Annotated in this window: 14 protein-coding genes; 4 read left to right on the plus strand and 10 right to left on the minus strand. The window is 71.9% G+C overall.

Annotated elements, in window-relative coordinates; translation table 11 throughout:
- Positions 1-6: 6 nt before the first annotated feature.
- From ftsW to rsmH, 8 genes are all read right to left on the minus strand, one after another.
- Positions 7-1,362 (minus strand): putative lipid II flippase FtsW, encoded by a 1,356-nt coding sequence (ftsW, locus tag KVT45_RS01740; RefSeq protein WP_217544560.1) that lies wholly within the window; start codon positions 1,360-1,362, stop codon positions 7-9.
- A 66-nt stretch (positions 1,363-1,428) separates the two neighbouring features.
- Complete coding sequence (gene murD, locus KVT45_RS01745; RefSeq protein ID WP_217544562.1) at positions 1,429-2,847, minus strand: UDP-N-acetylmuramoyl-L-alanine--D-glutamate ligase; 1,419 nt, start codon at positions 2,845-2,847, stop codon at positions 1,429-1,431.
- On the minus strand, positions 2,829-3,899 hold the full coding sequence (gene mraY / locus KVT45_RS01750; RefSeq protein ID WP_217544868.1) for a phospho-N-acetylmuramoyl-pentapeptide-transferase: 1,071 nt from the start codon (positions 3,897-3,899) through the stop codon (positions 2,829-2,831). Before mraY ends, murD begins: the two co-directional genes overlap by 19 nt.
- Positions 3,899-5,311 (minus strand): UDP-N-acetylmuramoyl-tripeptide--D-alanyl-D-alanine ligase, encoded by a 1,413-nt coding sequence (gene murF, locus KVT45_RS01755; RefSeq protein ID WP_217544564.1) that lies wholly within the window; start codon positions 5,309-5,311, stop codon positions 3,899-3,901. The genes mraY and murF overlap by 1 nt, the downstream gene beginning before the upstream one ends.
- A gap of 28 nt (positions 5,312-5,339) precedes the next feature.
- Positions 5,340-6,860, minus strand: coding sequence for a UDP-N-acetylmuramoyl-L-alanyl-D-glutamate--2,6-diaminopimelate ligase (locus KVT45_RS01760; RefSeq protein WP_217544566.1), 1,521 nt, complete (start codon positions 6,858-6,860; stop codon positions 5,340-5,342).
- Between the two features lie 177 nt (positions 6,861-7,037).
- Positions 7,038-9,029 (minus strand): penicillin-binding protein 2, encoded by a 1,992-nt coding sequence (locus tag KVT45_RS01765; RefSeq protein WP_308310614.1) that lies wholly within the window; start codon positions 9,027-9,029, stop codon positions 7,038-7,040.
- A gap of 5 nt (positions 9,030-9,034) precedes the next feature.
- Positions 9,035-9,577 (minus strand): septum formation initiator family protein, encoded by a 543-nt coding sequence (locus KVT45_RS01770; RefSeq protein ID WP_217544570.1) that lies wholly within the window; start codon positions 9,575-9,577, stop codon positions 9,035-9,037.
- 33 nt (positions 9,578-9,610) lie between these two features.
- On the minus strand, positions 9,611-10,567 hold the full coding sequence (gene rsmH / locus KVT45_RS01775; RefSeq protein ID WP_089101089.1) for a 16S rRNA (cytosine(1402)-N(4))-methyltransferase RsmH: 957 nt from the start codon (positions 10,565-10,567) through the stop codon (positions 9,611-9,613).
- Positions 10,568-10,921: 354 nt separating this feature from the next.
- Here rsmH and KVT45_RS01780 point away from each other — a divergent pair, with 354 nt between their 5' ends.
- From KVT45_RS01780 to KVT45_RS01795, 4 genes are all read left to right on the plus strand, one after another.
- Complete coding sequence (locus KVT45_RS01780; protein ID WP_217544572.1) at positions 10,922-11,470, plus strand: carbonic anhydrase; 549 nt, start codon at positions 10,922-10,924, stop codon at positions 11,468-11,470.
- 395 nt (positions 11,471-11,865) lie between these two features.
- Complete coding sequence (locus KVT45_RS01785; RefSeq protein WP_217544574.1) at positions 11,866-12,906, plus strand: MoxR family ATPase; 1,041 nt, start codon at positions 11,866-11,868, stop codon at positions 12,904-12,906.
- Positions 12,906-14,252, plus strand: coding sequence for a DUF58 domain-containing protein (locus KVT45_RS01790; RefSeq protein WP_217544575.1), 1,347 nt, complete (start codon positions 12,906-12,908; stop codon positions 14,250-14,252). Before KVT45_RS01785 ends, KVT45_RS01790 begins: the two co-directional genes overlap by 1 nt.
- Complete coding sequence (locus KVT45_RS01795) at positions 14,252-16,636, plus strand: DUF3488 and transglutaminase-like domain-containing protein (protein WP_217544577.1); 2,385 nt, start codon at positions 14,252-14,254, stop codon at positions 16,634-16,636. Before KVT45_RS01790 ends, KVT45_RS01795 begins: the two co-directional genes overlap by 1 nt.
- A 299-nt stretch (positions 16,637-16,935) precedes the next feature.
- On the opposite strand, the gene KVT45_RS01800 is transcribed toward KVT45_RS01795, so the two are convergent.
- Together KVT45_RS01800 and KVT45_RS01805 are read right to left on the minus strand one after the other, a co-directional pair.
- A complete protein-coding gene (locus KVT45_RS01800; protein WP_217544579.1) occupies positions 16,936-17,325 on the minus strand; it encodes a DUF3040 domain-containing protein in 390 nt (129 codons plus the stop codon).
- A gap of 277 nt (positions 17,326-17,602) precedes the next feature.
- Positions 17,603-18,373, minus strand: coding sequence for a bifunctional 2-polyprenyl-6-hydroxyphenol methylase/3-demethylubiquinol 3-O-methyltransferase UbiG (locus KVT45_RS01805; RefSeq protein WP_217544580.1), 771 nt, complete (start codon positions 18,371-18,373; stop codon positions 17,603-17,605).
- Positions 18,374-18,470: the final 97 nt, after the last annotated feature.

Here is an 18,470-nt window from a genome sequence, read left to right on the forward strand (position 1 = left end):
CGAAATTCACCGCTCTCCGGACGAGCGCGCCGCCGAGGCACGCCGTCGCATCGTGTTCCATCTCCGAGGCCCCTGAGGGCCCCCGGCTCCCCGCTTTCTACCAAAGCGAGGTTGCCGCATCGCAAGCGCCGCCCGCGCAGCGGGATCGTCGCGTGCGAAGGCGATCAGCAGCCCGATCGCGAACATGGTCGGCAGCAGGGCGGAGCCTCCGTAGGAGAACAGCGGGAGGGGGACGCCGGCGATCGGCAGCAGGCCGAGCACCGCACCGATGTTGATCACCGCCTGGGCGGTGATCCAGGTGGTCACACCTCCCGCGGCGTACCTCACGAAGGGGTCCTCCGTGCGTCCGGCCACGCGGATACCCGCATAGCCTAGAGCCGCGAAGAGGGCCAGTACCGACAGTGTCCCCGCCAGACCCAGTTCCTCACCGGTGACGGCGAAGATGAAGTCGGTGTGGGCTTCGGGAAGTTGGCCCCATTTTTCCACACTCGCACCGAGTCCGGATCCGAAGAGCCCGCCGCTGGCCAGGGCGTAGATGCCATGAACCGCCTGCCAGCAGTCGGCGACGCCGGTCTTCGGTTCGGTGGCGCCGATGCAGGCGAGCCGGGCCATCCGGTTGGGGCTGGTCTTGATGAGGATCACACCGAGCAGGCCCGCGATGGACAGCACACCGGCGAACAGCCGGGTCGGCGCCCCCGCCAGCCACAGCAGGCCGAACAGGATCGCGGTCAGGATGATCGCGGTACCCATGTCGCCGCCGAGCATGATCAGCCCGAGCAGCAGGAAGCTCACCGGAACGAGCGGCACCAGCATGTGCTTCCACTGGGTCAGCAGCCGTCTCTCCTGTTTGCGGGCCATCAGGTCGGCGCCCCACAGCACCAGGGCGAGCTTGCCGAACTCGCTGGGCTGGATCTGGAAGGAGCCGCCGAGGGAGATCCAGTTCTGGTTGCCGTTGACCGACATGCCTATCCCCGGCACCTGTACGAGCGCCATCATGAAGACGGCTCCGGCGAGGATCGGGTAGGCGAGCGCCCGGTGCAGTTTCACCGGCATGCGGGACGCGACGAGCAGCAGTACGCCGCCGATGGAGGCGGCCAGGAACTGTTTGCGGAAGAAGAACGAGCCCGGCAGCGACATCTGCAGCGCGGTGATCTGGGAGGCCGAGTAGACCATCACAAGACCCAGCACGATGATGAGCAGGCTGCCGCCGAGGATCAGGTAGTACGCGGTCAGCGGCCGGTCCCAGGCCCGTTGGGCGCGCGTGTAGAGCCGCCGCAGCGGGTTCTCGCGCGACGCGCGGGGCGCGGCGGGCCGCCGGACCGCTCGCTGTACGGGCGGCCGGCCGGTGCGGCTACCGGGCATCAACGCCTCCGCTGAACGTCGACCGTCCCACGCGTCCCTCCCAAGGTCGCCCGGCAGGCGGCCGGGTCAGGCGCCGAGTTCGCGAACAGCCTGGGCGAACGCGTCACCGCGCTTGTTGTAGTTGGCGAACATGTCCATGGAGGCACAGGCGGGTGCGAGGAGCACCGTGTCTCCGGCGACGGCGAGTCGCCGCGCCTCCTGGACCGCCGCGAGCATCGCCCCAGTGTCGGTCCGGTCGAGGTCGACGACGGGTACTTCCGGCGCGTGTCGCGCGAGGGCGTCCCGGATGAGGGCGCGATCGGCGCCGATGAGCACCACACCGCGAAGTCGCTTTGCCGACTTGGCGACCAGCTCGTCGAAGGTCGCACCCTTCGCCAGACCGCCCGCAATCCATACGATCGACTCATATGACGCCAACGAGGCTTCCGCCGCGTGCGTGTTGGTGGCCTTGGAGTCGTCGACGTAGGCGACGCCGTCCACATCGGCCACGTGCGCGATGCGGTGGGCGTCCGGGGTGAAGTTCCGCAGCCCGTCCCGTACGGCCGCGGGAGGCACCCCGAAGGCGCGGGCGAGGGCCGCCGCCGCGAGGGCGTTGGCGATGTTGTGCGGGGCCGGCGGGTTGACGTCGGAGACCTCGGCCAGCTCCTGGGCGTTCTTCTGCCGGTTCTCGACGAAGGCGCGGTCCACGAGGATGCCGTCCACGACGCCGAGTTGGGAGGGCCCCGGGGTGCCGAGGGTGAAGCCGATGGCCCGGCAGCCCTCCTCGACGTCGGCCTCGCGCACCAGCTCCTCGGTGAGCTTGTCGGCGACGTTGTAGACGCAGGCGACCCGGTTGCCCTCGTAGATACGGCCCTTGTCCCTCGCGTACGCCTCCATGGAGCCGTGCCAGTCGAGGTGGTCGGGGGCGAGGTTCAGGACGGCCGCCGAGTGGGCGCGCAGCGAGGGCGCCCAGTGCAGCTGGTAGCTCGACAGCTCCACGGCCAGGACGTCGTACTCCTCGTCCCCGAGGACCGCGTCGAGCAGCGAGACGCCGATGTTGCCGACGGCGGCCGTGCGCAGGCCGGCGGCCTTCAGGATGGACGCCAGCATCTGGACGGTGGTGGTCTTGCCGTTGGTGCCGGTGACGGCCAGCCAGGGGGCCGCGTCGGGGCCCCGGAGCCGCCAGGCGAGCTCGACGTCGCCCCAGATGTCGACACCGGCCGCACGGGCCGCCTGGAACAGCGGCTTGTCCGGTTTCCAGCCGGGCGCGGTGACGATCAGTTCGGTGCCCTCGGGCAGGGTGGCGCCGTCGCCGAGCCGCACCGTGACGCCCAGCGCCTCCAGTCCGGCGGCCTGCTCACGCGCGCGTGCGTCGTCGCCGTCGTTGACGACCGTGACGATCGCGCCCCGCGCGTGCAGCACCTTGGCCGCCGGGACACCGGAGACGCCGAGCCCGGCGACGGTGACGTGCTTGCCCTGCCAGTCGGTCACTTGTCCGCTGCCCATCCTGCGTAGAAGAGGCCCAGTCCGACAATCACACAGATGCCCTGGATGATCCAGAAGCGGACCACCACAAGGACTTCGGACCAGCCCTTGAGTTCGAAGTGGTGCTGGAGCGGTGCCATCCGGAAGACGCGCCTGCCGGTGAGCCGGAAGGAGCCGACCTGGATGACGACCGACATGGTGATGAGGACGAACAGGCCGCCCATGATGGCGACGAGGAGCTCGGTGCGGGACAGGATCGCCAGGCCCGTGAGGACACCGCCGAGCGCGAGCGAACCGGTGTCGCCCATGAAGATCTTGGCCGGCGAGGTGTTCCACCACAGGAAGCCGAGGCAGGAACCCATCAGCGCGGAGGCGATGACCGCGAGGTCCAGCGGGTCTCGCACCTCGTAGCAGGCGTTCGGGTTGGTCAGGGTCGTCGCGTTGGCGCAGGACTCCTGGAACTGCCAGACGCCGATGAACGTGTAGGCGCCGAAGACGAGCACGGAGGCGCCGGTGGCGAGGCCGTCCAGACCGTCGGTCAGGTTCACGCCGTTGGACATCGCGAGGATCATGAACAGCGCCCAGACCACGAACAGCACCGGGCCGATCGACCAGCCGAAGTCCGTGATGAAGGACAGCTTGGTGGAGGCCGGGGTGTTGCCGCGGGCGTCGGCGAACATCAGCGACAGCACCGCGAAGGAAATACCGACGATCAGCTGGCCGGCCATCTTCGCCTTGGCCCGCAGGCCCAGCGAACGCCGCTTGACGATCTTGATGTAGTCGTCCAGGAAGCCGACCAGGCCCATCCCGCACATCAGGCCGAGCACCAGCAGGCCCGAGTAGGTCGGGGTGTAGCCGGTGATCACCTTGGACAGGAAGTAGGCGGCGACCGTCGCGAAGATGAAGGCGATGCCGCCCATCGTCGGCGTACCGCGCTTGCTGGCGTGCTCGCGCGGGCCGTCGTCACGGATGTACTGGCCGTAGCCCTTGCGGGCGAGGAGCTTGATCAGCAGCGGAGTGCCGACCAGGGTCAGGAAGAGACCGATGACGCCCGAGAAGAGGATCTGCTTCATCATCGGGCATCAACACCCTCTGCACCGGACTCCACAAGCGCCTGCGCAACGCTCTCCAGGCCCACCGACCGTGACGCCTTCACGAGTACGACGTCCCCCGGGCGCAACTCGCTGCGCAACAGGTCGACCGCCGCCTGTGCGTCGGACACGTGCACCGACTCCTCACCCCACGAACCCTCGTTATATGCGCCCAGTTGCAGCCAGGAGGCTTCCACTCCCCCGACGGCGACGAGCTTGCCGACATTGAGCCGGACGGCGAGCCGTCCGACCGCGTCGTGCTCGGCGAGCGCCTCGTCCCCGAGCTCGGCCATCTTGCCGAGCACCGCCCACGTGCGGCGCCCCTGGCCCATGGCCGCGAGCGCGCGCAGCGCGGCTCGCATGGACTCGGGGTTGGCGTTGTAGGCGTCGTTGACGATGGTCACGCCGTCCGGGCGCTCGGTGACCTCCATACGCCAGCGGGAGAGGGAGCCCGCCTCGGAGAGCGCGAGCGCGATCTCTTCCGCGGACATGCCCAGCTCATGGGCGACGGCGGCCGCGGCGAGCGCGTTCGACACGTGGTGCTCACCGTACAGGCGCATGGTCACATCGCTTGCACCGGAGGGTGTGTGAAGGCTGAACGCGGGCTGTCCCGTGTCCGTGAGTCGTACGTTCTCGGCCCGTACGTCCGCTTCGGCCGACTCTCCGAAAAGGACCACCTTCGCCTTGGTACGGGAGGCCATGGCCCGCACCAACGGGTCGTCCGCGTTGAGGATCGCGGCGCCGCCCTCCTCGGCCGCCGGCAGGGCCTCCACCAACTCGCCCTTCGCCTGGGCGATCTGCTCCCGGCCGCCGAACTCGCCGATGTGGGCGGTGCCGACGTTGAGGACCAGGCCGATCTTCGGGGGCGTCAGATCGGTGAGGTAGCGGATGTGGCCGATGCCGCGGGCGCCCATCTCCAGCACCAGGAACTTCGTCTCCTCGGTGGCGGACAGGGCGGTCAGCGGCAGCCCGATCTCGTTGTTGAGGGAGCCTGGTGTGAACACGGTCGGCGCCTTGGTGCGCAGCACCTGGGCGATGAGGTCCTTGGTGCTGGTCTTGCCGGCCGAGCCGGTCAGCGCCACGAGGGTCGCGCCGAGCCGTCGTACGACATGGCGGGCGAGGGCGCCGAGGGCGGTCTGGACGTCGTCCACGACGATCGCGGGCACGCCGACGGGGCGCGACGCCAGTACGGCGACCGCGCCCTGCTCGACGACCTGGGCGGCGAAGTCGTGGCCGTCCACGCGCTCGCCCACGAAGGCGGCGAACAGACTGCCCGGCCCCACCTCGCGGGAGTCCCGGACGACCTCGCCGGTGACCAGGACGGACGGATCCGGTATGTCGTGCGTCTGCCCGCCGACGACTTCTGCGATCTCGGCGAGAGAGAGGGCGATCACAAGTTCATCCCCTGGGTCTTCTGGATTTTCATCCCTGGGTTTTCTGGATGGCTTCGCGGAGGACCTGACGGTCGTCGAAGGGACGGATCACGCCGGCGATGTCCTGGCCCTGCTCGTGGCCCTTGCCGGCGACCAGCACGGTGTCGCCGGGGTGCGCGCGGGCGACGGCCGCTTCGATCGCGGCGGCCCGGTCCTCGAAGAGGAGCACCTCGCCGCGCTCGTGGGCGGGCACCGACGCCGCGCCTTCGAGCATGGTCGCGAGGATCGCGAGGGGGTCCTCGGAGCGGGGGTTGTCGGAGGTCAGTACGGCCGTGTCGGCGAGCCGGGCCGCGGCGGCGCCCATCGGGGCGCGCTTGGTCCGGTCGCGGTCGCCGCCGCAGCCGAGGACGACGAGCAGCCGGCCCTTGGTGACCTTGCGAAGCGCCCTGAGGACCGACTCGACGGCGTCCGTCTTGTGGGCGTAGTCGACGACCGCGAGGTAGGGCTGTCCGGCGTCCACGCGCTCCAGGCGGCCCGGGACGCCCGGCACGGCGGCGATGCCGTCGGCGGCGGTCTGCGGGTCGAGCCCGGCGGCGGCGAGGGAGACGATCGCGGCGAGGGTGTTCGCCACGTTGAAGGGGCCCGGCAGCGGCGACTTGGCGGCGATCCGGACGCCCTCGGGCCCGGTGACGGTGAACGTCGAGTCCATCGGGCCGATGTGGACGTCGGTGGCCCGCCAGTCGGCGTCCGGGTGGCCCTCGGCGGAGTAGGTGACGACCGGGACGGAGGCCTCCCCCGCGAGCCGGCGGCCGTACTCGTCGTCGACGTTGACCACTCCCCGTCTGCTGCGTTCCGGGGTGAACAGCTGTGCCTTGGCCCGGTAGTAGTCCTCCATGTCGGAGTGGAACTCCATGTGTTCCGGGCTGAGGTTGGTGAAGACGGCGATGTCGAAGACGCAGCCGTCGACCCGGCCGAGGACCAGGGCGTGGCTGGAGACCTCCATGGCGACCGCCTCGACCCCGCGCTCGCGCATCACGGCGAAGAGGGCCTGGAGGTCGGTGGCCTCGGGGGTGGTGCGCTCGGACTTGATGCGCTCGTCGCCGATGCGCGTCTCGACCGTGCCGATCAGGCCGGTGCTGCGCGTGGTCTTCAGACCGCCCTCGACCAGGTACGCCGTGGTGGTCTTCCCGGATGTGCCGGTGATGCCGATCTGGAGCAGGTCGCCGCCGGGACGGCCGTAGATGGTGGCCGCGAGTTCGCCCATCCGCGCGCGGGGGTCGTCGACGACCAGGACCGGCAGGCCGGTGGCGGCGGCGCGCTCGGCGCCCGTCGGGTCGGTCAGTACGGCGACCGCGCCGAGGCCGGCGGCCTGGGCGACGAAGTCGGCACCGTGCAGCCGGGCGCCCGGCAGGGCGGCGTACAGGTCGCCGGGGCGGACCGCGCGCGAGTCATGGGTGATGCCCGTGACCTCGGCGCTGCTGTCCGGTTCGGCGGCACCCAGCTGGCCGGCGAGTTCCGCGAGGGGTGTGGCGGAGGTCCGAACCGGCCTGGGCGGCCCCGGATGTGTCACGGAAGCGCCCTTCTGGGTGGTTTGGGAGTGATCAGCGTGTGGCACGGCGGTGAGCGTACCGGGCGCACCCGCTCCGGAGCGAAGCGAGGGGCGCGGGGTCCCGTGGTTCCCGGGATCGGGGGTGATCGTTGTCACGAGCTCGTTCCTGGTGGTCTGTGCGAAGTGCTGAGGTGCTGATCAGGGCTTGTAGTCGACGGGCAGGTCGGCCGCCTTGGCGCCGGTCGGCGGGACCTGGAGGGTCTTGAGGGCGAACTCCATCACCTGCTTGTAGATCGGGCCGCAGATCTGGCCGCCGAAGTAGCTTCCGGCGGTGGCGTTCTGGATGGCGCAGTAGACGGTGATGCGGGGCTTGTCGGCGGGAGCGAACCCGGCGAACGACGAGGTGTAGCCGCGGTACCTGCCGGTGGCCGGATCCACTCGGTTGGCGGTACCGGTCTTGCCGGCGACGTTGTAGCCGGGGATGGCCGCCTTGGCGCCGGTGCCCTGCTCGTCGTCCACGACGGACTCCAGCATCTCGGCGAGCGTCCCGGCCGTCTGCGCACTGATCACGCGGGTCTTCTCGGGCTGGGCGGCCGGGGTGTAGCGGCCGTCGGCGCCCTTGGTGCCGCGTACCAGGGTCGGGTCGACGCGGACCCCGCCGTTGGCGATGGTCGAGTAGACGGAGGCCGCCTGCATGGCGTTGATGGAGAAGCCCTGGCCGAAAGGAATCGTGTACTGCTGCGACGTCGACCACTTGTCCGGCGAGGCCAGGATGCCCTTGGTCTCGCCGGGGAAGCCGAGCCCGGAGTAGCTGCCGATGCCGAACTTGCGCAGGTACGAGTAGAGGACCTGGTTGGCCTGTTCCTGGGTCTTGCCGAGCTGGCCGGCGGCGAGGATGGTGCCGATGTTGCTGGACTTGGCGAGCACGCCGTTGAGCGTGAGGTACCAGGTCGCGTGGTCGACGTCGTCCTTGAAGAGCCGGTCGCCGCGGTGCAGCCGGTTGGGCACCACCACGTGCGTGAGCGGGGTGGCGGCGTTCTGCTCCAGGACGGCCGCCATCGACATCACCTTGGCCGTGGAGCCGGGCTCGTAGGCGTCCTGGAGGGCCGCGTTGCCCATGTCGGCCGAGTCGGCCGTCGACAGGTCGTTCGGGTCGAAGCCGGGCGAGTTGGCCATGGCCAGGATCTGACCGGTCCTGGTGTCCTGGACGACCACATAGCCGCGGTCCGCCTTGGACTTCTTGACCTGCTCGGTGATGGCGTTCTGCGCGGCCCACTGGATGTCGCGGTCGATGGTCAGCTCGACGTCGGAGCCGGCCACGGCCGGGGTCTCGGTGGAACCCGCGGTGGGCACCTCGCGGCCGCCGGACTGGGCGTAGCGGATCTTGCCGTCCTTGCCGGTCAGCTCCTTGTCGAGCTGCTGCTCGATGCCGCCGCCGCCCTTGCCCTCGGCGTTGACCCAACCCAGTATCCCGGCGGCCAGGTCGCCGTTCGGGTACACGCGCTGGCTGCTCGGGTCGGCGAAGACGCCGGCCAGCACGTTGACGGTGTTGGTGTCGGTCCCGGCCTTGGCGGTGAGCGCGGCCTTCAGGTCCTTGATCTGCTTCCAGACCTGCGGGGTCTGCCGGGTCGCGAGCCGGACGTAGCGCAGCTCCTTGTTCTTCGGCCGCAGCAGCTTGAGCAGGTCGGCCTGGTTCTTGCCGAGTATCGGGGCGAGCAGCGCGGCGGCCTGCTCGGGCCCGTCGTCCACCCTGAGCTGCTTGCTGGTGAACATCGTGGGGTCGGCGGTGATGTCGTACGCGTCCTCGCTGATCGCCAGCGCCACGCCGTTGCGGTCGGTGATCCCGCCGCGCTCGGCGGCCAGGGTGTGCACGACATACCGGTTCTGCTCGGCCTTCGCCGCGTACGCGCTGGCGTCGACGGCCTGGACCTGGAGCAGGCGTCCGACGAAGACCATCAGCACCAGGGTCAGGGCGAGGCCGACCATGCGCAGCCGGGGACGGGGGCTGCCGAGGCGCAGGGGGGGTGCGGCCGGGGGGCGCGGGCCGCTCGGGCGGCGGACCGGGCGGGCGCCGGGACCGGGGCCGGACCGGCTCCGGACGGTACCCCTGGGGTCCCGGGGGCGGGGCGGCTTGGCGGGGCCGGGCACACGGCGGCGCGGCGGTTGCCTTTCTCCAGAAGTGTCTGGCACTTCCGTCACCTGCCGGGGGTCGTGGTCGGGGATGTCACGGGCGTGAGGCTCGGGGTCGGCGTCGGGGTGGGCGTCGGCGCGGGTGCCGTCACCGGCACGGAGCCGGTGGGCGTCGGGGTGGGCACGGCGGCGGACGGCGTGCCGATGGCCTCGGGGGCGAGGGGCACGGTGGTCTGCCGGAGGGCGGCCGGGCCGGGGACGCCCCTGACGGTGCCGTCCGGGTCGAGGAAGGCCGGGTCGCCGCCGGGGACCATGCCGAGCTCGCGGGCGCGGCGCTGGAGGGCGTCGGGGGCGGAGTAGGCGTCGATGTCCCGTTGCAGGGCCTGTTCCTCGTCCGTGAGGTTCTTGGTCCGCTTCTGCAGGTCGTCGAGTTTGAACGAGCCCTCGCTGAGCGCCGAGTTCAGCACCAGCAGGCCGATCAGGCCGCCGCTGAGGAGCAGGACGACGAGCAGGACGAACGGGGTGCGGGCGGCCTGGTTGGCACGGCCGGCCGGAAAGAGCCGGGCGAGCCGGGCCGCCCGCCCTCGCAGCTCGGGTTTCCTACTCACGTGTCCTCCGGTGGGTCCGGAAACCCCGCTCGCTCACTCGGCTTCCTCCCTGATGCGCTGGGCTCCCCGAAGACGCGCCGGCGCGGCCCGGCGGTTCTCGGCGACCTCTTCCTCGGTGGGAAGTTCGGCACCGCGCGTGAGCAGCTTGAGCCGGGGCTGGTACTGCTCGGGCACGACCGGCAGCCCGGGCGGCGCGGTGGTGGCGGCGCCGGCCGCGAACACCTGCTTGACGAGGCGGTCTTCGAGCGAGTGGTACGACAGTACGGCGATCCGGCCGCCGACCGCGAGGGCCTTCACGGCGGCCGGGATCGCCCTTTCCAGGACGGCCAGTTCGCCGTTGACCTCGATGCGCAGCGCCTGGAAGGTGCGCTTGGCCGGGTTGCCGCCGGTGCGCTTGGCGGCCTGTGGCAGCGAGTCCCGGATCAGCTCGACGAGCCGGGCGCTGTTGCTGAACGGCTCCTTCTCGCGCTCCCGGACGATCGCCGAGACGATCCGCTTGGCCTGCTTCTCCTCGCCGTACGCGAAGAGGATCCGGACGAGGTCGCCGGCCGGGTAGGTGTTGAGGACCTCGGCGGCGCTGATGCCGGTCGTCTGGTCCATGCGCATGTCCAGGGGGGCGTCCTGGGCGTAGGCGAAGCCGCGGCCGGCCTCGTCGAGTTGCATGGAGGAGACGCCGAGGTCGAACAGCACGCCCTGCACGCGCGCGATGCCGAGGCGTTCGAGTACGTCGGGCAGTTCGTCGTAGACGGCGTGCACCAGGGTGGCGCGCTCGCCGAAGGGGGCGAGCCGCTCGCCGGACAGGCGCAGGGCCTCCTTGTCGCGGTCCAGGGCTACCAGGCGGGCCTCGGGGAAGCGGGTCAGCAGTGCCTCGCTGTGGCCGCCGAGGCCGAGGGTGCAGTCGACGACCACGCTGCCCGGCCGCTCCAGGGCGGGTGCCAGCAGATCCAGGCACCGCTGGAGCATCACCGGAACGTGTCGACTCTGGCTCAAGGGGGCCTCTCAGGTCCGGCACGGGGGACGCACCGCCGGGTCCCCGCCCGCTCGGTACGCGCGCCGCGCACGTGGGGAGACGGCCCGGGCGCCGTGCCGGGGTCTCCAGGGGATTTCACCAGCGGGGAGAGCCTCGCCTCCCGCTTCGCGTCACTTTAGTCCACCGTGTCGCGCGGTCAATCAACCGGCCTGCGCGGCGCGTACGGCGTCCCGGCCGGGGTGGGATTCATCGGGAATCACCCGGGCGGCCCCGGTTTGCCCTCCGTGTGGGTTAGCTCACAACAAGCCACGATGACGTTCTTTGTCCCCTCTCACAGCAGGCCGTGACCAGGGGTGACCAGTACCGTCATGACTATGACGACTTCCGCAGCAGCTCCCACTGGATCTGAAGGCGCCATAACCACCGGCGGCACCGTGACGGATCGCCTGGTCGACGCCAACCGGACCTACGCGGGTGCCTTCACCGACCCCGGCATGGACGCCCGGCCCGTACTGCACGTGGCCGTGGTGGCCTGCATGGACGCCCGCCTCGACCTGCACGCCGCGCTCGGCCTGGAGCTCGGTGACTGCCACACCATCCGCAACGCCGGCGGCGTGGTCACCGACGACGTGATCCGCTCGCTCACCATCAGCCAGCGCAAGCTCGGCACCCGCAGCATCGTGCTGATCCACCACACCGGCTGCGGTCTGGAGGCCCTCACGGAGGACTTCCGCACCGAGCTGGAGATGGAGGTCGGCCAGCGCCCGGCCTGGGCGGTGGAGTCCTTCCGGGACGTCGACCAGGACGTACGGCAGTCCATGCAGCGGGTGCGCACCTCGCCGTTCCTGCTGCACACCGATGACGTACGCGGCTTCGTCTTCGACGTCCGCACCGGCCTCCTCCGCGAGGTCGACCCGGCCTGACCGGCTCCCGGCCCGGCTGCCCGCCGCGGATTCGACACCGCCGGCAGCCGGGCACACCGGCCGCCGTCCCCGGGCCCGGCCGCCTCGCCACGCGTCCGGCGGACCGCGTCGCCGCGCGCCGATCCGGTCCCCTCGGCCCGCCGAGCAGACCGCGCGCCCCGGAACACGGCCGCCGTAAGCTGTCAGCCCGCTGTCGAATAGGCGGCCGAAAGCCCGTAAGACCGACATAGTGCGGGCAGTTGTCCACAGGCGAGTGACACGAATCGGTAACGGCAGCAAGAATGCGGTGTGAGACGTCGCGCGGAACCATTCACGCGTGGTGTCCGTGATTCGGGGTGGGCCGGTTTTGCCAGACGGAGCGCCGGCCCGAGCAATAACGGGCCGAGGAGGGCCGGGTGACGACCTATGACGATCGAGCGAGCCTCACTGATCTGACCGCCACTGTGGAGCGGGTCCGCAGTTCGGTGGAGGGTGTGATCGAGGGCAAGCCCGAGGTCGTACGGCTTTCGCTGACCGTGCTGCTCGCCGAGGGACATCTTCTGATCGAGGATGTCCCGGGCGTGGGCAAGACGATGCTGGCGAAGGCTTTGGCACGGTCCATCGACTGCACGGTGCGGCGTATCCAGTTCACGCCCGACCTGCTGCCGTCGGACATCACCGGCGTGTCCATCTGGGACCAGCAGCGCCGGGACTTCGAGTTCAAACCGGGCGCCATCTTCGCCCAGATCGTGATCGGCGACGAGATCAACCGCGCGTCGCCGAAGACCCAGTCCGCACTGCTGGAGTCGATGGAGGAGCGCCAGGTCACCATCGACGGGCAGACCTACGAACTGCCCAGCCCGTTCATGGTGGTGGCCACCCAGAACCCGGTCGAGATGGAGGGCACCTACCCGCTGCCCGAGGCCCAGCGCGACCGCTTCATGGCCCGCGTCTCGGTCGGCTACCCCAGCGTGGAGGCCGAGTTGCAGATGCTCGACATCCACGGCTCGGTCAACCCGCTGGACGACCTCCAGCCGGTGGCGCACGCCCATGACGTCGTGAAGCTGATCGAGGCCGTGCGCGGGGTCCACGTCGCCGAGCCGGTCCGGCGGTACGCGGTCGACCTGGTGTCCGCGACCCGCAGCCACCCCGACCTCAGACTCGGCGCCTCCCCGCGCGCCACGCTGCACCTGCTGCGCGCGGCGAAGGCGTCCGCGGCCCTGAGCGGCCGGGAGTACGCGCTGCCGGACGACGTACAGGCGCTCGCCGTCGCGGTGCTGGCCCACCGGCTGCTGCCCACCGCCCAGGCCCAGCTCAACCGGCGCACCGCGGAGCAGGTCGTCCAGGAGATCCTGCAGTCGACCCCGGTGCCCTCGGCGCCCCAGCAGCAGGCGGGCTTCGGCGGTCTGGGCCGGGGTGTGCCGGCGTATCCCCAGCAGCCCCCGCGGAGTCTGTGATGGGCGCCCCGGCGGAGGCCGACCGCGAGGAGACGGGCGGGATCCGCACGGCCCTGGGCGGGCTGACCACCCGTGGCCGCTCCTTCCTCGCGGCCGGCATCGCGGCGGTGATCTGCGCGTACATACTCGGCCAGGCCGATCTGCGCCGGGTCGGGCTGCTCCTCGCCGTGCTGCCGCTGATCTGCGCCGCCGTGCTCTACCGCACCCGCTACCGGGTGGCCGGCAGCCGCCGGCTCTCCCCCGCGCGGGTGCCGGCCGGCAGCGAGGCCCGGGTCCATCTGCGGATGGACAACGTCTCGCGGCTGCCCACCGGTCTGCTGATGCTCCAGGACCGGGTGCCCTACGTCCTCGGGCCGCGCCCGCGCTTCGTCCTGGACCGGGTGGAGCCGGGCGGCCGCCGCGAGGTGTCCTACCGCGTCCGCTCGGACCTGCGCGGCCGCTATCCGCTGGGCCCGCTCCAGCTGCGCCTGACCGACCCGTTCGGCATGTGCGAACTGACCCGTTCCTTCTCGACGTTCGACACCCTCACCGTCATCCCGAAGGTGGAGCCGCTGCCGCCGATCCGGCTCAGCGGCGAGGCGAAGGGGTACGGCGACGGGCGGCAACGCTCACTGGCCCTGGCCGGCGAGGACGACGTGATCCCGCGCGGCTACCGCTACGGCGACGACCTGCGCCGGGTGCACTGGCGCTCCACCGCCCGCTACGGCGAGCTGATGGTGCGCCGCGAGGAGCAGCCGCAGCGCGCCCGCTGCACGGTCCTGCTGGACACCCGGGGCGGCGCCTACGAAGGCGCGGGCCCCGACTCGGCGTTCGAGTGGGCGGTGTCCGGTGCCGCCTCGGTCCTGGTCCACATGCTCGAACGCGGCTTCTCGGTCCGGCTGTTGACGGACACCGGCAGCTCGGTGCCGGGCGAGGGCGCCGACGGCTTCGCGGGCTCCGGCCACGAGTCGGCGGAGGCGGCCGGGCTGATGATGGACACCCTGGCCGTGATCGACCACTCGGACGGCACGGGCCTGTCCCGGGCCTACGACGTACTGCGCGGCGGGAACGAGGGGCTGCTGGTGGCCTTCCTCGGCGACCTCGACGAGGAGCAGGCGACGGTGGTCGCGAAGATGCGCCAGCGCAGCGGCGGCGCCGTCGCCTTCGTGCTGGACCCGGACACCTGGGTCCGGGAGCCGAGCGACGTGCCCGCCCCCGGCAACGCGCACGAGGAGCGGCTGCGGATGCTGCGCGAGGCCGGCTGGACGGCCGTCAGCGTGCCGCGTGCCGCCCCACTGGCCGAGCTGTGGCGGCAGGCCGACCGGGAGCGCACCGGGCTGGCCGCGCTGAGCGGGGAGGCCCGGTGATGAGCGGACGGGCCCGGCTGGCCCTCACCGCGGCGGCGGCGACGCTGATGGCGTCCTGTGCCCTGCTGCCGCTGGTCTCCCCGATGACCTGGCTGTTCCAGGCCGCGTTCCTGGTGGCGGTCCAGACGGGCGTGGGCGCGGCCGCCCGGCGGGTGCCGCTGGCCCGGCCGCTGACCGTGGCCGCGCAGGCCCTGGCCACGCTGCTGATGCTGACCGTGGTCTTCGCCCGGGGGCACGCGATCGCCGGGCTGGTCCCCGGCCCGGACACCTTCCGGTACTTCGGCGACCTGCTCCAGCAGGGCTCGGACGACGTCAGCCGGTATGCGATACCCGCGCCGCTGACGCCCGGCATCCGGCTGATGGTCATCGGCGGGGTGCTGGTCGTCGGGCTGGTCGTGGACACCCTCGCGGTGACCTTCCGCAGCGCGGCCCCGGCCGGACTGCCGCTGCTCGCGCTGTACTCGGTGGCGGCGGGCCTGTCCGACGGGCCGAGCGACTGGCTGTGGTTCCTGGTGGCGGCGGCCGGCTATCTGATGCTGCTGCTCGCCGAGGGCCGGGACCGGCTGTCGCAGTGGGGCCGGGTGTTCGGCGGGGCCGCGCGCACGCCGGGCGCCCAGGAGAGCGGCGCGGTGGCCCCGGTGCGCACCGGGCGCCGGATCGGCTTCGCCGTGCTGAGCGTCGCGCTGTTCGTGCCCTTCGTGATGCCCTCGATCCAGGGCGGTCTGCTGGACGGCGCCGGGGCCGGTGTCGGCGTGGGCAACGGGAACGGCGGCACGATCTCCGCGGTCAACCCGCTGGTGTCGCTGCGGGACAGCCTCAACGTGGACGAGGACCGCCAGGTGCTGTCCGTGCGGACCAGCAGCGACGACGTCTCGGACCTGTATCTGCGGATCGTCTCCCTGGACGACTTCGACGGCACCACCTGGAAGCCGGCCCAGCGGCACATCACCTCCGTGCCGAGCACGTTCCCGACCCCGGCCGGACTGAGCGGCGACGTCCGGCGGACGACGGTGAAGTCGACGATCTCGGCCGCCGACTGGTACGCCCAGGACTGGCTGCCGATGCCGTACCCGCCGAGCGGGGTGAAGGTGGCCGGCACCTGGCGCTACGAGCCCGTCGGGATGACCCTCGTCGGCGACCACGGGCAGAACACGCGCGGTGAGACCTACCAGGTCACCAGCCTGGACGTGCAGCCGACGGCGGAGCAGCTGGCCGCGGCGCCGGACCCGACGGCGGCCATGAAGAAGGACTACACCAAGGTGCCCTCCTCGCTGCCGTCGGTGGTGGCGCAGACGGCGAAGGAGGTCACCGCCGGCTCGACGAACCACTACGAGGAGGCGGTCAAGCTCCAGGACTACTTCGCGGTGACGGGCGGCTTCCAGTACGACACCCAGGTGGAGGTCGGCCGGGGCGAGGGCGCGATCGCGAACTTCCTGAAGCAGAAGCGCGGTTTCTGCGTGCACTTCTCCTTCGCGATGGCCGCGATGGCCCGGACGTTGGGCATCCCGGCCCGGGTCGCGGTGGGCTTCGCGCCGGGCACCCCGCAGGCCGACGGCACCGTGTCGGTGGGCCTGAAGGACGCGCACGCCTGGCCGGAGCTGTACTTCGAGGGCGTGGGCTGGACCCGCTTCGAGCCGACCCCGACCCGGGGCACGACGCCCTCGTACACGGTGTCGGACACGCCCGGCTCCTCCGTGCCGGACGAGACCCTGCCCTCCAAGGGCGCCTCGACGGCGCCGTCGGCGTCGGCCTCGCAGAGCGAGAGCTGCCCGCCGCAGCTGCGCAGGCAGGACGCCTGCGCCAGCCCGTCCGCGGCGGCCGCGGTGCAGAGCGGCGACGGCGGGCCGCCGTGGTGGCAGCTGGCCCTGGGGGCGCTCGGCGGCCTCGTCGTGGTGGCGCTGCCGCTGTCGCCGATGCTGTACCGGCAGCAGGTACGTGCCCGCCGGCTCGGGGCCTACGACCGCACGCCCGCCGGCGTGGCGGCGCACACGCTGGCGGTCTGGCTGGAACTGACCGACACCGCCTGGGACTTCGGCATCCTGCCGGACGACTCGCAGACCCCGCGCAACGCGGCCGCCCGGATCGTCCGGCTCGGCGGTCTGGATCCGGTCGCCGGGGCCTCGGTGCACCGGGTGGCGGACGCGGTCGAACAGGTGCTGTACGCGCCGCAGCCGCGGCCGACGGCGGGCCTCGCGGACGACGTCCGCAGGGTGACGGCCGCGTTCAACGGCACGGTCGGTGTCCCCTCGCGGCTGCGGGCGCTGTTCGCTCCGCGGTCGGCCGTGCGCCTGGTGTGGGCGGCGTCGGCGGGGCGGGCCCGGCTGCGGGAGCGGATGGCGGCGGCCCGGCCGACCCTGCGGAAGCCGACGGAGCAGCAGAGCTGACGGGGGCGGGCGCGGGGGGGCGCTTACCGGCGCTTGCCGGGTGCCGCCCGCGCCCACCCGTGCCGCCCCAGCGGCACGACTGCCCGCGGCTATATGAGGCACGGCTGGGAAGCGCCCCGAAAGGGGCGCGGGGAACTGCGCGACCAGCCCCCACGCACCCGCAGTGACGCACGGCCCGCAGCAAGGTCACGGCTCCGGCCGACTGCGCAGCGCCCGGCAACGCCTGAGGGGTGACCATCCAGTGACGGTCACCCCTCAGTCACGCTCTGTTCGGCCTGTCGGCCTCTCCGGCGAAGCCGTCAGTGGCCCTGTTCGTCGCGTCGGCGCTGCCAGCGCTCCTCGATGCGGTCCATCATGGAGCGCTTCGGCCGGCCCTGGCGGCGGGCCTGCGGGCCTCCCGCGGGCTGCTCGCCGGGCTTGGGGGCCTTGCGCCAGCCGGTGACGGCGAGGACCGCGCAGCCCAGCATGACGAGGAAGCCCACCACGCTGACCCAGATCTGCAGGGTGACCATTCCGGCGATGAGGAGCGCGATACCCACGAGGAAGCCTGCGACCGCCTGGTAGACCCGTCGCCGGGTGAACGTCCGCAGCCCGTTTCCCTCAAGCGCTGTCGCGAACTTGGGGTCTTCGGCGTACAGCGCTCGCTCCATCTGCTCAAGCATTCGCTGCTCGTGCTCCGAGAGCGGCACGGCGTCCTCCTCATCGTGCAGTCGCCGGGGCGACCCGGGGGGTCCCTTCAGGATAGGCAGGGAATCGCCCCCGTGAAACCCGCCCCTCTAGGCCAATTGGCCAACCGGAAACCGCCATGACGGTTCTGGCTCGCTGAGGCTTCCATTCCCCAGCAGCCGACCCGTCATGCCGGGCGATCTCCCTCGATCATACGGCGCAAACCCCTCGATCGGGGGGCCTGTGGCGTACTCCATCCGCTGCCGAGCCCCTGATCAGCGGGCTCGTCTCAGGAGGCTCTCAGACCTCGGCGGCACCCGGTGTCTCGCCGAGCACATGCAGTTGGGTGGCGACGGCGTGGAAGGCGGGGAGTTCGGCCGCGGCGGCCTCCAGCTTGAGCAGGGCGTCGAGGGCGCCGGGCTCGGTGTCCACCAGGACTCCGGGGACCAGGTCGGCGAAGACCCGCACGCCGTGCACCGCGGCGACGGCCAGGCCCGCGCCCTCGACCAGGGCGGTGAGCTGGTCGGCGGTGAAGCGGCGGGGCATCGGGTCGCCGCCGCCCCAGCGGCCGTCGGGGTCCTCCAGGGCCTGCTTGGCCTCCTTGAAGTGACCGGCGAGGGCGCGGGCGACCACGGCCCCGCCGACCCCGGCGGCGAGCAGGCTGAGGACACCCTCGGAGCGCAGCGCGGCCACCGTGTTGCGCACGCCCTCGGCCGGGTCGTCGACGTACTCCAGGACGCCGTGGCACAGCACCACGTCGTGGCCGCCGCGCTCGACCACGTCGAACAGGCCGAGGACGTCGCCCTGGACGCCCTTGACCCGGTCGGCCACGCCGGCCTCGGCGGCGCGGCGCTCCAGCGCGAACAGCGCGTTCGGGCTGGGGTCGACGACGGTGACGCGGTGGCCGAGACGGGCCAGGGGGACGGCGAAGTTGCCGCTGCCGCCACCGGTGTCCAGGACGTCCAGCGCGTCCCGGCCGGTGGCCTTGACCCGGCGGTCGAGGGCGTCCTGGAGGACCTCCCAGACCACGGCGGTACGGAGAGAGGCGCGGGGTCGAGTGGGGTCCGGCACGGCAGTTGACTCCTCGGCGCGGCACCGCCTGTTGCCCGGCGGCGCGAACTCGGTGCCTCCCCGGCCCGGAGTGCGGGAGGAGGGAAGGCTTCAGGCG

It is taken from the genome of Streptomyces sp. GbtcB6 (assembly GCF_019091475.1).
Taxonomy (GTDB): domain Bacteria; phylum Actinomycetota; class Actinomycetes; order Streptomycetales; family Streptomycetaceae; genus Streptomyces; species Streptomyces hyaluromycini.